Source organism: Aromatoleum tolulyticum (genome assembly GCF_900156155.1).
GTDB lineage: Bacteria > Pseudomonadota > Gammaproteobacteria > Burkholderiales > Rhodocyclaceae > Aromatoleum > Aromatoleum tolulyticum.
On sequence record NZ_FTMD01000015.1, the window covers coordinates 85,793 to 103,483 of the forward strand.

Annotated in this window: 14 protein-coding genes; 4 read left to right on the top strand and 10 right to left on the bottom strand. The window is 65.9% G+C overall.

Translation table 11 applies throughout. The annotated features are described in order from the left end of the window. Positions 1-79 precede the first annotated feature (79 nt). A complete protein-coding gene (locus BW991_RS19335) occupies positions 80-1,363 on the top strand; it encodes a cation:proton antiporter (protein ID WP_076603788.1) in 1,284 nt (427 codons plus the stop codon). On the opposite strand, the gene BW991_RS19340 is transcribed toward BW991_RS19335, so the two are convergent. Together BW991_RS19340 and ettA are read right to left on the bottom strand one after the other, a co-directional pair. Then, entirely contained in the window at positions 1,364-2,344 is a 981-nt protein-coding gene (locus BW991_RS19340) for an MBL fold metallo-hydrolase (protein WP_076603758.1), read from the bottom strand. A 107-nt stretch (positions 2,345-2,451) separates the two neighbouring features. Next, positions 2,452-4,116, bottom strand: coding sequence for an energy-dependent translational throttle protein EttA (gene ettA, locus BW991_RS19345; protein ID WP_076603759.1), 1,665 nt, complete (start codon positions 4,114-4,116; stop codon positions 2,452-2,454). Between the two features lie 197 nt (positions 4,117-4,313). On the opposite strand from ettA, the gene BW991_RS19350 reads away from it, so the two are divergent. Then, positions 4,314-6,257: a CHASE domain-containing protein gene (locus BW991_RS19350; protein WP_076603789.1), complete on the top strand. Its 1,944-nt coding sequence runs from the start codon at positions 4,314-4,316 to the stop codon at positions 6,255-6,257. A gap of 24 nt (positions 6,258-6,281) precedes the next feature. Here BW991_RS19350 and BW991_RS19355 read toward each other — a convergent pair whose 3' ends face one another. From BW991_RS19355 to BW991_RS19365, 3 genes are all read right to left on the bottom strand, one after another. Continuing rightward, entirely contained in the window at positions 6,282-6,560 is a 279-nt protein-coding gene (locus tag BW991_RS19355) for a biotin/lipoyl-containing protein (RefSeq protein ID WP_076603760.1), read from the bottom strand. After that, complete coding sequence (locus tag BW991_RS19360) at positions 6,557-6,979, bottom strand: hypothetical protein (protein WP_139335960.1); 423 nt, start codon at positions 6,977-6,979, stop codon at positions 6,557-6,559. Before BW991_RS19360 ends, BW991_RS19355 begins: the two co-directional genes overlap by 4 nt. 132 nt (positions 6,980-7,111) lie before the next feature. Then, complete coding sequence (locus BW991_RS19365) at positions 7,112-7,888, bottom strand: ferredoxin--NADP reductase (protein ID WP_076603762.1); 777 nt, start codon at positions 7,886-7,888, stop codon at positions 7,112-7,114. A 101-nt stretch (positions 7,889-7,989) separates the two neighbouring features. Here BW991_RS19365 and BW991_RS19370 point away from each other — a divergent pair, with 101 nt between their 5' ends. Beyond that, positions 7,990-8,916, top strand: coding sequence for a LysR family transcriptional regulator (locus BW991_RS19370; RefSeq protein WP_076603763.1), 927 nt, complete (start codon positions 7,990-7,992; stop codon positions 8,914-8,916). 87 nt (positions 8,917-9,003) lie between these two features. Here BW991_RS19370 and BW991_RS19375 read toward each other — a convergent pair whose 3' ends face one another. Further along, complete coding sequence (locus tag BW991_RS19375) at positions 9,004-11,661, bottom strand: glycosyltransferase family 2 protein (RefSeq protein ID WP_076603790.1); 2,658 nt, start codon at positions 11,659-11,661, stop codon at positions 9,004-9,006. A gap of 260 nt (positions 11,662-11,921) precedes the next feature. Here BW991_RS19375 and BW991_RS19380 point away from each other — a divergent pair, with 260 nt between their 5' ends. Continuing rightward, positions 11,922-12,353 (top strand): hypothetical protein, encoded by a 432-nt coding sequence (locus BW991_RS19380; RefSeq protein WP_244551765.1) that lies wholly within the window; start codon positions 11,922-11,924, stop codon positions 12,351-12,353. Here BW991_RS19380 and BW991_RS19385 read toward each other — a convergent pair. From BW991_RS19385 to BW991_RS23745, 4 genes are all read right to left on the bottom strand, one after another. Then, positions 12,255-13,871: a glycoside hydrolase family 17 protein gene (locus tag BW991_RS19385; protein WP_076603764.1), complete on the bottom strand. Its 1,617-nt coding sequence runs from the start codon at positions 13,869-13,871 to the stop codon at positions 12,255-12,257. The genes BW991_RS19380 and BW991_RS19385 overlap by 99 nt on opposite strands. An 87-nt stretch (positions 13,872-13,958) precedes the next feature. Next, positions 13,959-16,865: an aminomethyl-transferring glycine dehydrogenase gene (gene gcvP, locus BW991_RS19390; protein WP_076603765.1), complete on the bottom strand. Its 2,907-nt coding sequence runs from the start codon at positions 16,863-16,865 to the stop codon at positions 13,959-13,961. A gap of 67 nt (positions 16,866-16,932) precedes the next feature. Then, complete coding sequence (gcvH, locus tag BW991_RS19395; protein WP_076603766.1) at positions 16,933-17,319, bottom strand: glycine cleavage system protein GcvH; 387 nt, start codon at positions 17,317-17,319, stop codon at positions 16,933-16,935. An 84-nt stretch (positions 17,320-17,403) separates the two neighbouring features. Next, complete coding sequence (locus tag BW991_RS23745; RefSeq protein WP_139335961.1) at positions 17,404-17,583, bottom strand: hypothetical protein; 180 nt, start codon at positions 17,581-17,583, stop codon at positions 17,404-17,406. Between the last annotated feature and the right edge of the window lie 108 nt (positions 17,584-17,691).

The window sequence follows — 17,691 nt, forward strand, 5'->3', positions numbered from 1 at the left end:
GCCTGCTTCGGGGCGGGACGCGTTCGATATCGAGGGAAAGGATCGCCCGCGGCGCCTTTCCGCATTCACGGAATACGCAATGACTAACGCGCAGTGGTTCCTGCTGGTGGGCGGCCTTTTGCTCGCGATGGGCCTGACTTCGTCGCTCCTCAAGCGCTTGCCGGTCACGAGCGCGATCATCTACCTCGCGGTCGGCATGCTGGTCGGGCCGACGGTGCTGCACCTCTTCCATTTCAATCCGCTCAAGGAATCCGCGCTACTCGAGATCCTCACCGAAGCGGCCGCGCTGATCTCTCTGTACGCGGCGGGTGTCAAGATGCCCGTTCCGGTCAGCCTGGCGCGGTGGCGCACGCCCATTCTCCTCGCGTTCGTGTCGATGGCGGTCACGGTGCTCCTGGTGACCGCCTTTTCCCACTACGCGCTGGGGCTGCCGCTCGGGGCCGCGGTCCTGCTCGGGGCGATCGTTGCGCCGACCGATCCGGTGCTCGCGACCGACGTCCAGATCCGCCATCCGGGCGACCGCGATCGCCTGCGCTTTACGCTGACCTGCGAGGCCGGCATGAACGATGGCAGCGCGTTTCCCTTCGTCATGCTCGGACTCGGTCTGCTCGGTCTGCACGAGTTGGGCGAACTGGGTACGCGCTGGCTGCTGGTGGACGTCGTGTGGGCCACGCTCGCCGGCATCGCGCTGGGCGCGGTTTCCGGTGCCGGGCTCGCCCACCTGGCGTATCGCCTGCGCAGCAGTCGGCCCGGGCACGGACTGCTCGACGACTTCCTGGGCCTGGGTCTGATCGCGCTGGTGTATGGCGTCAGCCTGCTGATCAGCGCATGGGGTTTCCTGGCAGTGTTCTTCGCCGCGGTCGCGTTGCGTCAGACCGAGCGGCAGCTGGCGGGTGCCGGGCCCGACGTGCCCGAGCGGCTGCTGGCGAACGACAGCGGAGAGGGCGGTGAGGGCATGCCGGCGGTGACGGTGAGCGAGGGCTCGCTGGTGTTCAAGGAGCACCTCGAGCGCCTGTCCGAGGTGGTGCTCATCCTGCTGATCGGCGGCACCCTGTTCGTCGACTCGTGGAGCTGGCGCGCGGTGTCACTGGCGCTGTTCCTGTTTCTCGTCGCACGTCCGGTGAGCGTGTTCGTCGGGCTTGCAGGCACGCGCACGCCCGGGAATGCCAAGGCGCTCGCCGGCTGGTTCGGCGTGCGCGGAATCGGCTCCCTGTACTACCTGATGTATGCGATCCAGCACGGGCTGCCGGAAAAACTCGCGCTCGAGCTGATCCACATGACACTGATCGTCGTTACCCTTTCGATCCTGTGTCACGGGATCAGCGTCAAGCCGCTGATGGAGCGTTTCTGGCAGGAGCGCTGATCAGTGCGCCGGCTTGGGAAGCGGCGAATACTCGAGCGGCACCCAGGCGTACACGCCCTTGCCGTCGGCGCGCACGTGGCCGATGCCGGGGAAGGGCAGATGCATGCCGGCGACCAGGGTCTTGCTCGCGGCCAGCGAGTACATGAGGCTGCGGCGGGTTGCGATCGCCTGGTTCTGATCGAAGTCGAACTCGATCGAGACGCCCGGCAGCGCGAACTGGACCGCATGCGAGTGCACGATGTCGCCCCAGATGAGCAGCTTCTGGCCGGACGACTCGACGGAGATCGCGCTGTGTCCCGGTGTGTGGCCGTAAGCCTTGACCGCGCGCACGCCGGACGCAATCTCCGTGCCGTCGGCGAAGGTGCGCCACTTGCCGCGTGCCTGGTAGGGCGCGGCGACGTCGCGTGCCATCCTGAAAAAATCCTGCATCTCGGGCTTGGCTGCGGCGGCGGCCTGCTGCGACAGCCAGAAGTCGTTGTCGAGCACCGACACGTAGACGTTCGCGTTCGGGAACACCGGCGGAGCCGCCGGATCGCCGAGCCCGCCGATGTGGTCGGGGTGCATGTGGGTCAGGATGATGGTGTCGACCTGCGCGGGGTCGTAGCCTGCGGCCCTGAGGTTGTCGACGACGAAGCCGAGCGTGGGGCCGAAGAGCTTGGCTGCCCCGGCGTCAACCAGGATCAGGTTGCCCCCGGTGTTGATCAGGTAGGCATTCACCGCGGTCTGCATCTTCGGGTTGCCCACGAACATGCGGGCCAGCATCCGGTTGAGGTCTTCCGGTTCGGCGTTCTTGAGCAGCTTGGTATCGAGCTCGATTGCACCGTCATAGAGCGCGGTGACTTCGAACTGTCCGACCATGGTCCGGTAGTAGCCCGGAACCTGGGTCTTAACCATGGGGGCTTCCGCCAGCGCCGGGGCTGCAGGTGCGAGGGCGAACAGCGCAGCACTCACGGCGAGGACTCGCTGGAGGCTCTTGTACATGTACATTCTCCTGTCGGTTGGGGCGATGAGCACGTCATGGAGAATAGCGCAAAACGTGCCCATCGCGAGGCGGGCGGCGGCATGTGCCGGCCACCCGGTCATGCCTGTCAGCGGGTGATCGGCCTGTAGCGGATGCGCTTCGGCTTCGCGCCTTCCTCACCCAGCCGCTTCCTCTTGTCTTCCTCGTATTCCTGGTAGTTGCCCGCGAAGAAGGTCCACTGCGAGTCGCCCTCCGCCGCGAGGATGTGCGTGCAGATGCGGTCGAGGAACCAGCGGTCGTGGCTGATGATCAGCGCGCAGCCGGCAAACTCGAGCAGCGCGTCTTCCAGCGCACGCAGCGTCTCGACGTCGAGGTCGTTCGACGGTTCGTCGAGCAGCAGCACGTTGCCGCCCGAAATCAGCGTCTTGGCCAGGTGCAGGCGGCCGCGCTCGCCCCCGGACAGGTTGCCGACGAGCTTCTGCTGATCGCCGCCCTTGAAGTTGAAGCGGCCGATGTAGGCGCGGCTGGGCATCTCGAAGCGGCCCACGGTCAGCACGTCGGCACCGTCCGAGATCGCCTCGAACACCGTCTTGTCGTTCGCCAGTCCCTCGCGCGACTGGTCGACCGCCGCGAGCTTCACCGTCGAGCCGATCGTGATCTCGCCCGCATCGGGCTGGTCGCGGCCCTCGATCATCTTGAACAGCGTCGACTTGCCGGCGCCGTTGGGGCCGATCACGCCGACGATCGCGCCGGGCGGGATGCTGAAGCTGACCTTGTCCATCAGCAGCTTGTCGCCGAAGGCCTTGGTCACCCCGTTGAACTCGATGACCTTGTCGCCCAATCGTTCGCCGGGCGGGATGAAGATTTCCTGTGTCTCGTTGCGCTTCTGGTACTCGACGGTGGCCATTTCCTCGTAGCGTGCCAGGCGGGCCTTGGACTTCGCCTGGCGGGCCTTCGGGTTCGAGCGCGCCCATTCCAGCTCCGTCTTCATCGCCTTCATGTGGGCGTCGATCTGTTTCTGCTCCTGCTCGAGGCGCTCTTCCTTCTGCTCCAGCCAGGAGGAGTAGTTGCCCTTCCACGGGATGCCGTGGCCGCGGTCGAGTTCGAGAATCCACTCGGCGGCGTTGTCGAGGAAGTAGCGATCGTGCGTGACCGCGACGACGGTGCCGGGGAAGCGCGTCAGGAACTGCTCCAGCCACTCCACCGATTCGGCGTCGAGGTGGTTCGTCGGTTCATCCAGCAGCAGCATGTCGGGCTTGGACAAGAGCAGCTTGCACAGCGCCACGCGGCGCTTCTCGCCGCCGGAGAGATTGCCGACGACGGCGTCCCACGCCGGCAGGCGCAGCGCATCGGCGGCGATCTCCATCTGGTTCTCGATATCGGAGCCGGCTGCGGCGAGGATGTTCTCGTATTTCGCCTGTTCCTCGGCGAGCTTGTCGAAGTCCGCATCGGGTTCGGCGTAGGCGGCGTAGATCTCTTCGAGTCTCACGCGCGCTTCGACGATCTCGCCCAGGCCGGACTCGACCTCTTCCTTGACGGTCTTGGCGGGGTCGAGCTGGGGTTCCTGCGGCAGATAGCCGATGCGGATGCCCGCAAGGTGCTGCACGTCGCCTTCGTATTCCTTGTCGGCGCCGGCCATGATGCGCAGGACCGTGGATTTGCCCGACCCGTTCAGGCCGAGCAGGCCGATCTTTGCGCCGGGGAAGAACGACAGGGAGATATCCTTGATGATCTGCCGCTTGGGCGGCACGACCTTGCTCACGCGGAGCATCGACATTACGTATTGGGCCATTGGGTCGCTTTTTTGTTTCGGTCAAACCGATATGATGAAGTGCGCAAAGGATACCTCAAGCCCGCCGGTGCTTGCGCTGTCGCGGAAGTGAGAAGGAATCCCGCGCCGTCGGCTGACGCGGCCGTTATTGTTTTGTTACACAATGGCCACATGAGGTGCGTTCCTGTTGCGCGCCTCAGCCCCCGATGGATCGCGAAATGCACGATGCCGAAGATCTGGGTGCCGACACCGCGCCGGTGCGTAGTTGGTCGCCCGTGGGGGGCGTATTCATCGCAGTCGCACTCGCCTGTGCGATCGGTGCGGCTTTCGTTGTCTGGCGCCATCTCGGCCAGCGTCACGAAGAGCAGGTGTACGCGCATCTCGCCAGTCATTCTGCCGAAGTCGTCCTGAAGGTCAGCGAGCGCTTTCACTCCTACCGCATGCTGCTGCGCAGCGGCCAGGCCTTTCTGCGCTCACGCGAGGATCTCGATCTTGCCGCGTGGCGGACCTACCTGCAGCGGCTGTCGTTCCAGGAAGACTTTCCGGGTGTGCAGGGAATCGGATTTGCCCAATGGATATTGCCGGATCAGCTCGAGGCACATACGCGGGCCATGCGCGAATTCGGCAGCAGCGACTACAGGGTGTGGCCCGAGGGGCAGCGGGAGTTCCTGAGCAGCATCGTCGTGCTTGAACCGGCCGATTGGCGCAATGCACGTGCGATCGGTTACGACATGTATTCCGAACCCGTCAGGCGCGAGGCGATGGATCGGGCCGTGCAGTCCGGCGAGGCGGCCCTGAGCAGAAAGACCGTTCTCGTCCAGGAAACGGAAACGGACGTGCAGGCGGGCGTTCTGCTCTACATGCCGCTGTTCGGCGACGGGATGCCGGTCGCGACGGAGGCCGAGCGCTGGATCGCACTCAGGGGGTGGGTCTACCTGCCGTTCCGGATGGCCAGCCTGATGCGCCAGATGCTGGACCAGCATCGCGGCCAGGTCCGCATGCAGGTGTTCGACGGGATCCACGCACCGGAAGCCCTGCTCTACGACAGTCATGCCGGAATGCCGGAGTCCGCTACCGGTCAGGTCAGTACCGAGCGCGCCCAGCTCGGCGGGATCGAGTGGATCATCCGCCTCGAGGCCCTGCCGTCATTCGACGCCGAACCCGACATCCGCCAGGCGGAATTCATATCGGTCGTGCTGGTCGGCGTCCTGCTCGTCATGATGGCGCTGTTTTTTGCGATTACCCGTGAGCGCGCGGCGCGCTTGGCGCGGACCACGGGTTCGTTGCGTCGGAGCGAGGCGAAATACAGCACGCTGGTGAATCTTGCCCACGACGGCATTGCGGCGACCGACGCGGATTTCCGGCTGACCTTCGTCAACCCCGGATTTGTGGACCTCGTCGGGCGCGCCGAATCGCAATTGCTCGGACATGCGCTGGACGAGTTGTGGGCCGACGGCAGTGGTGAAAGCCGCGAACTGATACTCGCCCGTCTCGAGGAAGGGCAGAGCAAACGCTACGAAGTACGAGTGACGCGCGGAGATGGCAGGCAGTTGACCGTCCTCGCCTCGCTGGCGCCGCTCAACGACGGCTGGGGCCGGATGAAGGGTGTCATCGCGCTCCTGTCGGACATCACCGAGCGCAAGGAGGCCGAGCGGCGCATTGCGCACATGGCTACGCACGACATCCTGACCGGTGCCGTGAATCGGCTCATGTTCGGCGAACTGTTGGGATACGCGCTCGTCCAGGCACGGCGCTCGGGGCACCGGTTTGCGCTGCTGTTCATCGACCTCGACCACTTCAAGCAGGTCAACGACGAACTGGGACACCATGTCGGCGACTTGCTGCTGTGCGAGGCGGTCCGGCGCATGCAGGGCTCGATCAGGTCCTCCGATGCGCTGGGGCGGCGGGGTGGGGACGAATTCGTCGTGCTGCTGCCCGAAGTCGGTGCCGACAAGGACGCCGAGATCGTCGCAGAGAAGATCCGTGCTGCGCTCGAAAAGCCGTTCGTGCTCGAGGGGCGCGAGGTGCGCATCTCGTCGAGCATCGGCATCGCCCTCTATCCCGAGGACGGCAAGGACGAACATGAGCTGATGTGCCGTGCCGACGAGGCCATGTACCGCGCGAAGCTAGGTGGGCGCAACCGCGCTTGCCGGGCGCGCTAGCGACAGGGTGCGACCCCGCGCGCGTCAGCCGATGGCGACCAGCGCGATCAGGTCGCCCTCGTCGATCAGATCGCCTTCATCGACCTTGACCTCGACGATGGTCCCGGCGCGGGGCGAGGGGATGTCCATCGCGGTTTTGCCGGTTTCCAGGACGATCAGCGGTTCGTCGTAGCCGATGGATTCGCCGGCCCGCACGAGCACGCTTTGCACGAAGACATCCTCGGTGCGGCAGTTTCCGCAGCTGTCCCAACATTCCGGGAACTTCGGCATGCGGATTTCGACGACCTGAGCCGCCACGGTCATCGTTTTCCGGAGGTGGTCGATACGGCGTCGACGAACATCACCGACTGGAAGGTGCGCTTGAGCAGTTTGCTGTAGAACTGCTCCATGGTCACCCCCTCGGCGAACTGCACCATGTCGCCGCGCATGATCTTCATCCTCGCGGTCGCGATCCAGTAGCTTTTTCCGGCCTCATCGACCTCGATGTAGGTGTACTCGTTGGCATCGATCGAATCGAGCGCGACGCCGGTACGGCGCAAGGCGGTGGAATGTTCCGCGCCGGGCCGGATCAGCTGCATTGCAGCGCCCGGTGAGGGGTGCCCTGGGGGCGGTGCAGGCCGGGCGGTTTGGGGCGCCATGGCCAACAGCGCCGCCAACAGGGGGAGGGACAAGCGTGCGGCGGCGTGCATAGGGAACACGACCGTCCGGCGAGGGAATTCCATGCTTCGATCCGGCTTGCTGCAAGTAAGCGGAAGTGTACTCCTGCATGGCCGTTCGCGCATCCAGTCCTTGTTGCTGCACGTAACGGGCGCTCATCCGGCGTCCTGCGCCGGACGGGCGCTCGCTTCTCGATCTCACTTCTCGACGAATGCGCGCTCGATCACGTAGTCGCCGGGCTCGCCGATGTGCTTCGAAATGTGGAAACCGCGCGAGTCGAGCAGGTCGCAGCAATCCTTGAGCATCGCGGGGCTGCCGCAGATCATGGCGCGGTCGATGGCGGGATCCAGCTCGGGCAGTCCGATGTCGCGGAACAGCTTGCCGCTGTTGATGAGGTCGGTGAGGCGGCCCTGGTTCTCGAACGGTTCGCGCGTGACCGTCGGGTAGTAAATGAGTTTGTCGCGCACGAATTCCCCAAAGAATTCGTGTTGCGGCAATTCGTTGGTGATGAAGTCGCGGTACGCCAGCTCGGACACGGTGCGCACGCCATGGATGAGCACGACGCGTTCGAAGCGCTCGTAGGTCTCGGGATCCTGGATCACGCTCATGAAGGGAGCCAGCCCGGTACCGGTCGAGAGCAGGTAGAGGTGCTTGCCCGGCTTGAGGTCGTGCAGCACCAGGGTGCCGGTGGGCTTCTTGCTGACGACGATCGGATCGCCCTCCCGCAGGTGCTGGAGACGCGAGGTCAGCGGACCGTTGGGCACCTTGATGCTGAAGAATTCGAGGTGCTCTTCGTGGTTCGGGCTCGCGATACTGTACGCACGTGTCAGCGGACGGCCTTCGACTTCGAGCCCGATCATCACGAATTGGCCGTTCGTGAATCGCAGCGCCCGGTCGCGGGTGGTACGGAAGCTGAAGAGGGAATCGTTCCAGTGGTGCACGCTCAGGACGCGTTCGGTCGCCAGGTTGCTCATCTCGGGTCTTGCTCCGCTCCGGTGTCAGATGGTGCGATTCTAGTTACCGACGCTAAGCTGATGCGTGGATAATTCAGATAATCAATATCTGAGAAATCGATATGAGGCATACCCTAAGGCAGCTGGAGATCTTCGTCGCGACGGCTCGTGCAGGTACGGTATCGAAGGCGGCCGAGCATCTCGCTATGTCGCAGTCCGCCGCGAGCAGCAGTCTTGCGGAATTCGAGCGCCAGTTCGACGTGCGCCTCTTCGATCGTGTCGGGAAGTCACTGCGCCTGAACGAACTCGGTCAGCGCCTGCTGCCGCGCGCGGTCGAACTGATTGCGCGCGCCGAGGATATCGAGGATCTGCTGCAAGGCGGCATGGGCTTCGGCAGCATGAGGATCGGCGCGACGCTCACGATCGGCAACTATCTCGGCACGCTGATCGTGGCGACCTTCCTGCAGCGCCATCCCGAGAGCCGCATCCACCTGAGCGTGCACAACACGGCAACCATCGTCCAGCAGATCGCGGGCTTCGAGCTCGACATGGGCATGATCGAGGGCAGCTGTCACCATCCCGACCTCGAGGCCGTGCCCTGGCTGGAAGACGAACTGGTGGTGTTCTGCTCACCCTCGCACCCCCTGGCGAGCGCGCGCCGGGCGAGCCTCGACGATCTGACCCGGCAGCCGTGGATCCTGCGCGAAATAGGCTCCGGCACGCGCGAGACCTTCGATCAGGCCACGCGCCACATCGCGGCGCGCATCGACGTACGCCTGGAACTGGAGCATACGGAAGCGATCAAGCGGGCGGTGGAGTCCGGGCTGGGGATCGGCTGCATTTCGCGCCTCGCGCTGCGGGAGGCGTTCCGGCGCGGCAGTCTGGTGCCCGTCGATACGCCGGAACTGGACCTCCAGCGCTCCTTCCATTTCCTCTGGCACCGCCAGAAGTTCACGACGCCGGGCATGCGCGCCTTCATTGCCCTGTGTCGCGAGATGACTGCGGGCGCACGCACCAGCGACGAGATTCCGCTCGCCTACATCCCCTGATCTTCCGGGGGCGATCGGCGCCAAGGCGTTCGCAGACGTGAAAAGGGCGCCTTGCGGCGCCCTGTGTGGTCTTTGGTAGTGAGCGGCTCAGCCGGCTTGTCCTGCCGTGCCGCCGTGGCCGGCCGCCAACGGCTTCGAAGGCTCCGCCTCGGGCATGTAGGAGGCAGCCTGGCAGGCGATGGAGGCGAGGTAGGGTACGCATTGCAGTCCGAGGATGCCGACCCACAGCTGCACCTCGAGGTCGTCGTAGCCACGCTGCAGCACCAGCACGACGCCACCCAGCACCAGCGCAAGCAGCAGGCCGATCTCCTCGCGCAGCGGCGAGAAGAAGGCGAGGGTGCCCTTGTCCTTCCACCCCTTGGGCGTGCGCACGAATTCGCCGCGCCGCTTGACGAGACCGGCGAACACGCCGCGCGCGATCGCATGCGCGAGGCCGACCGACAGCACCGACGCGCCGAGGATGTCCTTCCACGGCGCATCCATCGTGCGCCGATAAAGGATCGGGCCCAAGCCGGCCTTGAACGCCATGAAGGCGAGGATGGGCAGCGCCAGCGAGGTCACGGGCAGACCGAAGGCCTTGGGGTAGAACAGGATGCCGACTGTCCACGCCAGGCTGGCGAACGCGAACACGAGCTGCAGGGCGTCGCCAAGCCACGCGAACCAGCCGGTGAGGAAGTGGTAGCGCTGGGCGAGGTTGAGCCGGCTCGGGCCGATCATCGCCGGCAGGTGGTGCTTGAGGATCTGCATCGCGCCAAACGCCCAGCGGAAGCGCTGGCTCTTGATCGCCGGGAAGTCCGCCGGCGTGAGGCCGCGGCCGAGAATGTGGTCGACGTAGCGGGTGTCGTAACCCTTTTCGATCAGCCGCAGACCCAGTTCGGTGTCCTCGCAGATGCACCATTCCGACCAGCCGCCGACGTCGTCGAGCGCCAGGCGGCGCACGAGCGTCATCGTGCCGTGCTGGATCAGCGCATTACGCTCGTTGCGGTGGTGCATGCCGATGCGGAAGAAACCGTCGAATTCCCAGTTGCACATGCGGCGGAAGGGATGGGTTTCCCAGTCGCGATGTGCCTGCGGCGCCTGCACGACGGCGACGTCCGGGACGTCGAAATGCGGGATCAGGCACGACAGCCAGTCGGGCGACACGACGTAGTCCGCATCGACGACGCCGACGACTTCGGCGCGCGGGTCGGTCTGGCGCAGACCGAAGTTCAGCGCGCCGGCCTTGAAGCCGGGCCAGTTGTCCAGATGGTAGAAGCGGAAGCGCGGTCCCAGCTCGGCACAGCGCTTCTCCAACGGCTTCCACAGCGCCTCGTCCTTGGTGTTGTTGTCGAGGACGAGCACCTCGAAGTTCTGGTACTTCATCGCCGCGAGGCTGTCGATGGTCGCGATGACCATCTCCGGCGGTTCGTTGCAGCAGGCGAGGTGGATCGAGACGAAGGGCTCCCTGTCCGCATCGTGCGGAGGCAGGGGCAGGAAGCGGCGGTTCCACTTGCGTTTGAACAGCACCTCGCCGAACTCGAAGCCGTGCGACAGCAGCACCGCGATGGTCAGCACCGTTGCGCCGATCAGCATTGCGAGGCCGATGAGGTCGCGCTGCGTGAGGTAGTAGTCGGCCGGTACGTTGATGCCGATGACGAGCGTCGTCGCGCACGCCTGCACCAGGGCGGCCAGCCACAGGCGCCCCAGCACGCTCCAGTCGCGCAGGAAGAACGCGATCAGGAACATCGGCAGGAAAGCGATCAGCCCCGCGGTGCGCGCCTTCTCGTGCCAGCGCACATCCTTCACGACGAGGCCGTCGAGCGCGAATTTCGGGTGGCGGTCGGCATTGAACATGCCCCAGTACGCGCCGGCCCAGCCTTCGATCTCGATCTTCCATGGCTGGTCGATCGCTTCCATGATGTAGTAGTCGAGCGTGGCCGAACGCGGATGCGCGAGGAATTCGCGTATGAAGCGCGCCTGGTTTTCGGCCGAGGCGATGCCCTTGGTGTCGCCGCCGCCCAGGCTGTCCATGACCGGCCCGCGGCTGGGCCAGCCGATTTCGCCGATGACGATCTTCTTTTTGGGGAAGCGCTTCACGAGTTCGTCATAGCGCATGAGGGCGTAATCGACGGCGTTCTCGACCGGCACCCCCTCGTGGTAGGGCAGGAGATGCACGGTGATGAAGTCGACGCTGTCGGCAAGCTCGGGATTCTTCAGCCACACGTGCCAGGGTTCGGCGGTCGACACCGGCTTCTTCGCCCGTCGCAGCGCCTTGCGCGCCTTGTCGAGATGTACGGCGAGCTCCTTCACGGTGAGGTCGCCGCGCAGCAGCGCCTCGTTCCCGACCATGACCCGATCGACATGGGAATACTTGCGCGCCGACTCGATGACCGCGTCGACCTCCTTCGCGTTCTTTTCCTCGTCGGGACCGATCCACGCGCCGGCCATCACGGTCAGTTTGCGATCGAGCGCGAGCGGGACGATGGAGGGGTTTTCCAGGCTGCCGTAGGTGCGGATGTGTTCGGCAGACTGGGAGAGTAGATCGAGGTCGGCCCCGATCTCGGCTTCGCTCGGGTAGGTTCCCTGCAGCGGATTCTGGTCGCGCTGGAAGGGGCTGTAGGCGTATCCGTGGATGCTGTTGGCGGCGCCGACGAATTCGGTGCCGCGGTTCCAGCGTTCTGCGATCAGGTACTGCGCGCCGGCGACGATTCCGGCAAGTATCAGTGCTACGACAATTCGGTAAATCAGCGAAGCCGCGTTTTTCATCAGGATCAATGTCCCTCGAGGACTGCGTCAAACACCGCGGCGCCAGCGCCCGACGGGCGAGGCACCGGGCTTTGCGGTGCAATAAAATACTTCAAGCTATGCCAGAATTCATGCATACGGGCCCGTACAGCCGTTGGCCGCGGAGTTTATGCGCTTTTTCTTCCGCTTAGCAAAGAGAATGTGGGTTAATTTGCAACACCTTGCCACCCGGTATCGGGGAAGTTGATAAATAAGGAAAAACGGCGTTGTCAGGAAACGAAATGCGGTGGCGCGGCGCAGTCGTGAGGCTGCTCTGGGTGAGTTCGATCGTGCTGGTTGCGGTCCTACTGTTGCGTTACGCAGTGCTCGAGGCGGGCGTGTTCCCGTCCGACTGCAAGCCGCTGCTGGCCGATGGTCCGGAGGGCCTGTGTCTCGCGAAATGGGCGCTCGTCCAGACCTTCATGCAGCAGCGGCTCGGCTGGGCGAGCCTGATTCTGGGCGTGCTCGCCTTCGTGTCGCGCCGGCGGTCCGTCGCCTGGGGCGGATGGCTCTGCGGGATCGCCGGACTCGTGCTCTACAGCTTCGACTACGCCGCCGTCGGCGCCATGCTGTCGCTACTGGTCCTTGCGCGCGATGGCATACAGGCACGGCGCGGCGAGGAACAGGCCGGTCGCGAGCCAGGCGATGGCCTGCGGGTTGAGGGGCTCCGGTAACCAGCGGCCGACGACGCATGCGGCAATCACGAGGCCGCACACCTTTTCCTCGACGCCGAAACGGGTCGCCGTCCACCAGCCGGTGACGCCGAACACGAGGGCGGGAGCGAGGTACAGGAACACCGGGAAGTCGCGGTAGCGCGGGTCGGCGAACAGCAGCAGGGCAGCGACCGCCGCGGCGAACAGCAGGAATCCCCGCAGCAATCCGAGCCACTGTCCGGTAGCCGGGCCCGTTATGCTGCCCGCGCGAACAGCGGTCCAGGCCTCGTTCGCCGCGGCGATGGGCGTAGCGGCCGACCAGCGCGCAGCGGCCAAGGCGGCCATCAGGCCCAGGGCGCCGATGCCGCCGAGCAGCCACCACTCGAACGGATCGCGCCAGGCAAGCTGCGCATGCTCCCACCCGAGCACCGCGCCGAGCCCGGCGACGGCGCCGGTTACACCCAGTGCGGCACGGCGTACGGTACTCCCGTGCGTGCCGAGCGTCAGCAGCAGACACAGGGCAGCACCCAGCGCAGCGCCGGCCAGCGGGGCGGTGACTCCGGAACGTTCGGTGACGGGGCCGGCGAGGGGAAACTTCGGGCTCAGGTCGGTGCCGAGCATGCCCCAGTAGCCGCCGACCGTGCCCTCGAGCCGCCGCTTCCATGGCTGGTCGATGGCCTCGATGAGGTTGTAGTTCCAGCCCTTCGCGTGCGCGACATGCACGAACTCGCGGATGTAGCGCGCCTGATTGACCTGGGAGGGCTCCGAGCCCTGGCGCTGGCGTCCGGCGCTGGGCCAGCCGGTCTCGCCGATCATCAGCGGCTTGTCGAAATGACCGCGGACCTCGTCGAACACCTCGGCGACGTGGGCGACGGCGCGCTCGATCGCGACCGGGTGATCCTCCCAGAAGGGGAGGATGTGGACCGTGACCCGGTCGACCGACTCCGCGAGCTTCGGGTGCTTGAGCCAGAATTCCCATACGTCCGCGTACGTCACCGGCACCTTCGCGCGGGCGCGCGCATATTCGATCAGCTCGCGCATCTCCGCTTCGGTCCGCTCGCGGCGCAGCAGCACCTCGTTGCCGACGATCAGCATGCGAACGACGTCGGCGTATTCGTTGGCGAGTCCGAGCGCGTGGTCGAGCTGTTTCATGTTGCGCTTGGGATCGGCGTTGACCCAGGCGCCGAGCAGCACCTTGAGCCCTACCTCGCGTGCCACCGCGGGCACCTGGTCGAGTCCCTGGTCGACGGAATAGATGCGTACGCACTCGGTGATCTTCGCCAGCGCGGCGAGGTCGGCCGCGATCTGCTCGCGCGAGATCATGAGCTTTTCGTCGAAGGGCGTCTGGCCGGGAAGCCGGTAAGGGGCGTAGGAGACGCATTTCAGCCGCTCGCCGTCTGCGAGCCTGAGGTCATGCATCGGCACCGGCCGGGTCTGCTGCACGAGCACGATGCCCAGGACCAGCAGGACGACGAGGCTTGCGACGAGCAGGCCGAGCCAGTTGCGGTCGTTCAGCGGGGACGGGCTGTGCTTGGGCATGGAAATGCGTTCTGGGTTGTACTGCGATGGTCGAAAAAAAGCCACGCCGGTGTGGCGTGGCTTCCGTGGGCTAGAAGCGGCGCGATTTTAGCCTGCGTAGTCTTCCACCGGCACGCAGGCGCAGAACAAATTGCGGTCTCCGTACACGTCGTCGATGCGATTGACGCTGGGCCAGAACTTGTTCTCGCCCACCCAGGCAAGGGGGAAGACCGCCTGCTCGCGGGTGTAGCTGCGCGTCCACTCGCCGAGGAAGTCGGCCTGGGTGTGCGGCGCGTTTTTCAGCGGGTTGTCCTCGGCGGCCCAGCGGCCGGCTTCGATTTCGCGGATCTCGTTGCGGATGGAGATCATCGCGTCGATGAAGCGGTCGAGTTCGCCCAGGTCTTCCGACTCGGTGGGCTCGACCATGATCGTGCCGGCGACCGGGAAGGACATCGTCGGCGCGTGGAAGCCGTAGTCCATCAGGCGCTTGGCGATATCCACCTCGCTGATTCCCGTCGCCGCCTTGATCGGGCGGACGTCCAGGATGCACTCGTGCGCGACGCGCCCCTTCGAGCCCGTGTAAAGCACCGGGTAATGGTCGCCGAGGCGGCCGGCGATGTAGTTCGCATTGAGGATCGCGGCCTGGGTGGCCTGTCGGAGACCTTCCCCGCCCATCATCGCGATGTACATCCACGAGATCGGGAGGATGCTCGCCGAGCCGAACGGCGCCGCGCTGACGGCGCCCTGTCCCTTGTTCGGGCGGTCCTCGCCGCCGGTCGCAGCAACGACGTGATCGGCCATGAAGGGGGCAAGGTGTGCCGCGAGGCCGATCGGTCCCATGCCCGGTCCGCCGCCGCCGTGCGGGATGCAGAAGGTCTTGTGCAGGTTCATGTGGCTGACGTCCGCGCCGATGTGCGCGGGCGAGGTCAGCCCGACCTGGGCGTTGAGGTTGGCGCCGTCCATGTAAACCTGGCCGCCGTGTTCATGCACGATGGCGCAGATCTCGCGGATCGCCTCCTCGAACACGCCGTGTGTCGATGGGTAGGTGATCATCAGCGCGGCGAGGCGGTCGGCATGCAGCGCGGCCTTCGCGCGCAGATCTGCGACTTCCACGTTGCCCTTGTCGTCGCACGCGACCACCACCACCTCCATGCCGCACATCTGCGCCGTCGCGGGGTTCGTGCCGTGCGCGGACTTCGGGATCAGGCACACGTTGCGGTGTGCTTCGCCGCGGCTGGCGTGATAGCGGGCGATTGCCACGAGCCCGGCATACTCGCCCTGGGCGCCCGAGTTCGGCTGCATGCAGATCGCGGGGAAACCGGTGACCGCCTTGAGGTAGTCAGCCAGGCCCTCGATCATCTCGAGGCAGCCGGCCGCCTGCTCGCGCGGCGCGAACGGGTGCATGTTCGCGAATTCCGGCCAGGTCACGGGGATCATCTCGCTCGTCGCATTGAGCTTCATCGTGCAGCTGCCGAGCGAGATCATCGAGTGGTCGAGGGCGAGATCGCGGTTCTGCAGCTTCTTCAGGTAGCGCAGCATCTGGTGTTCGGTGTGATGTGTGTTGAACACCGGGTGCTTCAGGATCGCATCGTCGCGCAGCAGCGCCGGCGGGATGGCGCCTCCGTTGGCGGCGACGACGGCGTCGAGCGCGGCGATGTCGGCGCTCGCGCCGAAGCACTGCAGCACGGTAGCGATGTCGGCGGCCGTGGTCGTTTCATCTACCGAGATGCCGAGCACCTTGTCCGAGACCTTGCGCAGGTTGAAGCCGGCAGCGGCGCACGCGGCGGCGATCGCACCGGTCCGTGCGCCGGTTTCGACCTGCAGCGTGTCGAAGAAGGCCGCCGTCGGCACCGGGAATCCGGCCCGGCGCAGGCCTTCGGCGAGGATCGCGGCGAGGCGGTGGATGCGTGCCGCGATGGTGCGCAGTCCGTCCGGGCCGTGATACACCGCGTAGAACCCGGCCATGTTCGCCAGCAGCACCTGCGAGGTGCAGATGTTCGAGTTCGCCTTCTCGCGACGGATATGCTGCTCGCGCGTCTGCAGCGTCATGCGCAGTGCCGTCTTGCCGCGCGTGTCCTTCGATACGCCGATGATGCGGCCCGGCATCGCGCGCACATTCGCTTCGCGCGTGGCGAAGAAGGCGGCGTGCGGGCCGCCGAAGCCCATCGGCACGCCGAAGCGCTGGGCCGAGCCGAGCGCGATGTCGGCGCCCAGCGCAGCGGGGGACTTCAGCAGCACCAGCGCCATCAGGTCCGATGCGACGGCGGTCACCGCGCCCTTTGCCTTCAGCGCCGCGATCGCGTCGCCGAGGTCGGCGATCTCGCCGCGCTCGTTCGGATACTGCAGCAGCGCGCCGAACACTTCGTGCTCGGCCGCGCGGGCGGCCGGGCCGAACACCAGTTCGAAGCCGAAATACGTCGCGCGGGTGCGCACGACATCGATGGTCTGCGGGAAGCAGGCCTCGTCGACGAAGAAGGCGTTCGCCTTCGATTTGCTCACCCGTCGCGCCATCGTCATCGCCTCGGCGGCCGCCGTGGCCTCATCGAGCAGCGAGGCGTTCGCGAGTTCCAGCCCGGTGAGGTCGATCACCATCTGCTGGTAGTTCAGCAGCGCCTCCAGGCGGCCCTGGGAGATTTCCGCCTGATACGGGGTGTAGGCGGTGTACCAGCCCGGGTTTTCCATCACGTTGCGCAGGATCACCGCCGGCGTATGGGTGCCGTAATAGCCCATGCCGATCAGCGATTTCTTCACGACGTTCTTCTGCGCGATCGCTCGCAGCTCGGCCAGCGCCTCGTGCTCCGGTTTCGCCGCGCCCAGGGGCAGCGGCGCAGGCAGACGGATCGCCGCGGGGACGGTCTGGTCGATCAGCGCGTCCAGCGTTGGGGCGCCGATGGCCGCGAGCATCTGCGCGGCCTCGGCGGGATTCGGTCCGACGTGGCGGGCGATGAAGGCGTCGCGCTGCTCGAGCCGGGAAAGGGGGGCGCGCACGGAGGAGGAGACAGGGGTGTTCGACATGAAGGAAACTCGACTGGTGTGCCGGGCCGCGCGTCGTCGGCCCGGGAGGGAGGTGCGTGCGGCGGGATCAGGCGTTGGCGACGACGGCTTCGTAGCCGGCGGCGTCGAGCAGCTTGCCGAGATCGGCGGCTGCGTCGGGCCTGATCTTGAACAGCCAGGCCGCATAGGCGTCGGCATTCACCGACTCGGGCGCATCGACGGCCGCCTGGTTGGATTCGACGACCTCGCCCGCTACCGGAGCGTAGATGTCCGATGCCGCCTTGACCGACTCGATCACCGCGCACGCTTCACCCGCAGCAAGGGTGCGGCCCGCTTCGGGCAGCTCGAGGTAGACCACGTCGCCCAACGCCTCCTGGGCGTGATCGGTCACGCCCACGGTCAGCGTGCCGTCGGCTTCGACGCGGATCCACTCGTGCGACTCGGTGTACTTCAGATTTGCGGGAATGTTGCTCATGGCGGGCTCCAGTGATGGAAGGTTCGTATGCCGGGCTGTCGGTCCGGATGCAGTGTTGCGTCGGGAAATATCGGAAGATCGGCGTCAGGCTGGCGGGCCGTAGGCGCTGCTCGCCCGGTGCGCGACCGTGCCGCCCTTCAGCGCCGAGGCGTCGTTTGCGGCCCGGTTCATCTGGTCGGGACGATCGGCGGACGGCACGAGCTTGACGTTGTGGGGTGGGGAAAAACGGGCGACGGATCGGGCTGAGTGAAAAGGCGTCTGCATGGGAACGGGGCGCTCCTGCCGAAACGCGGAATTCGTTGTCGGAACTGCGGGTTGTCGAGACTGCAAGCGCAATGCCCTGGGGCCCGCGTTGCAGAGCCGTGCTCGCCC

Excerpts from the sequence above, each read along its gene's own strand:
- BW991_RS19350 (WP_076603789.1), top strand. The coding sequence starts at position 4,314 with ATGCACGATGCCGAAGATCTGGGTGCCGACACCGCGCCGGTGCGTAGT.
- gcvH (WP_076603766.1), bottom strand. The coding sequence starts at position 17,319 with ATGAGCAACATTCCCGCAAATCTGAAGTACACCGAGTCGCACGAGTGG.
- BW991_RS19375 (WP_076603790.1), bottom strand. The coding sequence starts at position 11,661 with ATGAAAAACGCGGCTTCGCTGATTTACCGAATTGTCGTAGCACTGATA.
- BW991_RS19355 (WP_076603760.1), bottom strand. The coding sequence starts at position 6,560 with ATGACCGTGGCGGCTCAGGTCGTCGAAATCCGCATGCCGAAGTTCCCG.
- BW991_RS19365 (WP_076603762.1), bottom strand. The coding sequence starts at position 7,888 with ATGAGCAACCTGGCGACCGAACGCGTCCTGAGCGTGCACCACTGGAAC.
- BW991_RS19385 (WP_076603764.1), bottom strand. The coding sequence starts at position 13,871 with ATGCCCAAGCACAGCCCGTCCCCGCTGAACGACCGCAACTGGCTCGGC.
- BW991_RS19380 (WP_244551765.1), top strand. The coding sequence starts at position 11,922 with ATGCGGTGGCGCGGCGCAGTCGTGAGGCTGCTCTGGGTGAGTTCGATC.
- BW991_RS23745 (WP_139335961.1), bottom strand. The coding sequence starts at position 17,583 with ATGCAGACGCCTTTTCACTCAGCCCGATCCGTCGCCCGTTTTTCCCCA.
- gcvP (WP_076603765.1), bottom strand. The coding sequence starts at position 16,865 with ATGTCGAACACCCCTGTCTCCTCCTCCGTGCGCGCCCCCCTTTCCCGG.
- ettA (WP_076603759.1), bottom strand. The coding sequence starts at position 4,116 with ATGGCCCAATACGTAATGTCGATGCTCCGCGTGAGCAAGGTCGTGCCG.
- BW991_RS19340 (WP_076603758.1), bottom strand. The coding sequence starts at position 2,344 with ATGTACAAGAGCCTCCAGCGAGTCCTCGCCGTGAGTGCTGCGCTGTTC.
- BW991_RS19370 (WP_076603763.1), top strand. The coding sequence starts at position 7,990 with ATGAGGCATACCCTAAGGCAGCTGGAGATCTTCGTCGCGACGGCTCGT.
- BW991_RS19360 (WP_139335960.1), bottom strand. The coding sequence starts at position 6,979 with ATGGAATTCCCTCGCCGGACGGTCGTGTTCCCTATGCACGCCGCCGCA.
- BW991_RS19335 (WP_076603788.1), top strand. The coding sequence starts at position 80 with ATGACTAACGCGCAGTGGTTCCTGCTGGTGGGCGGCCTTTTGCTCGCG.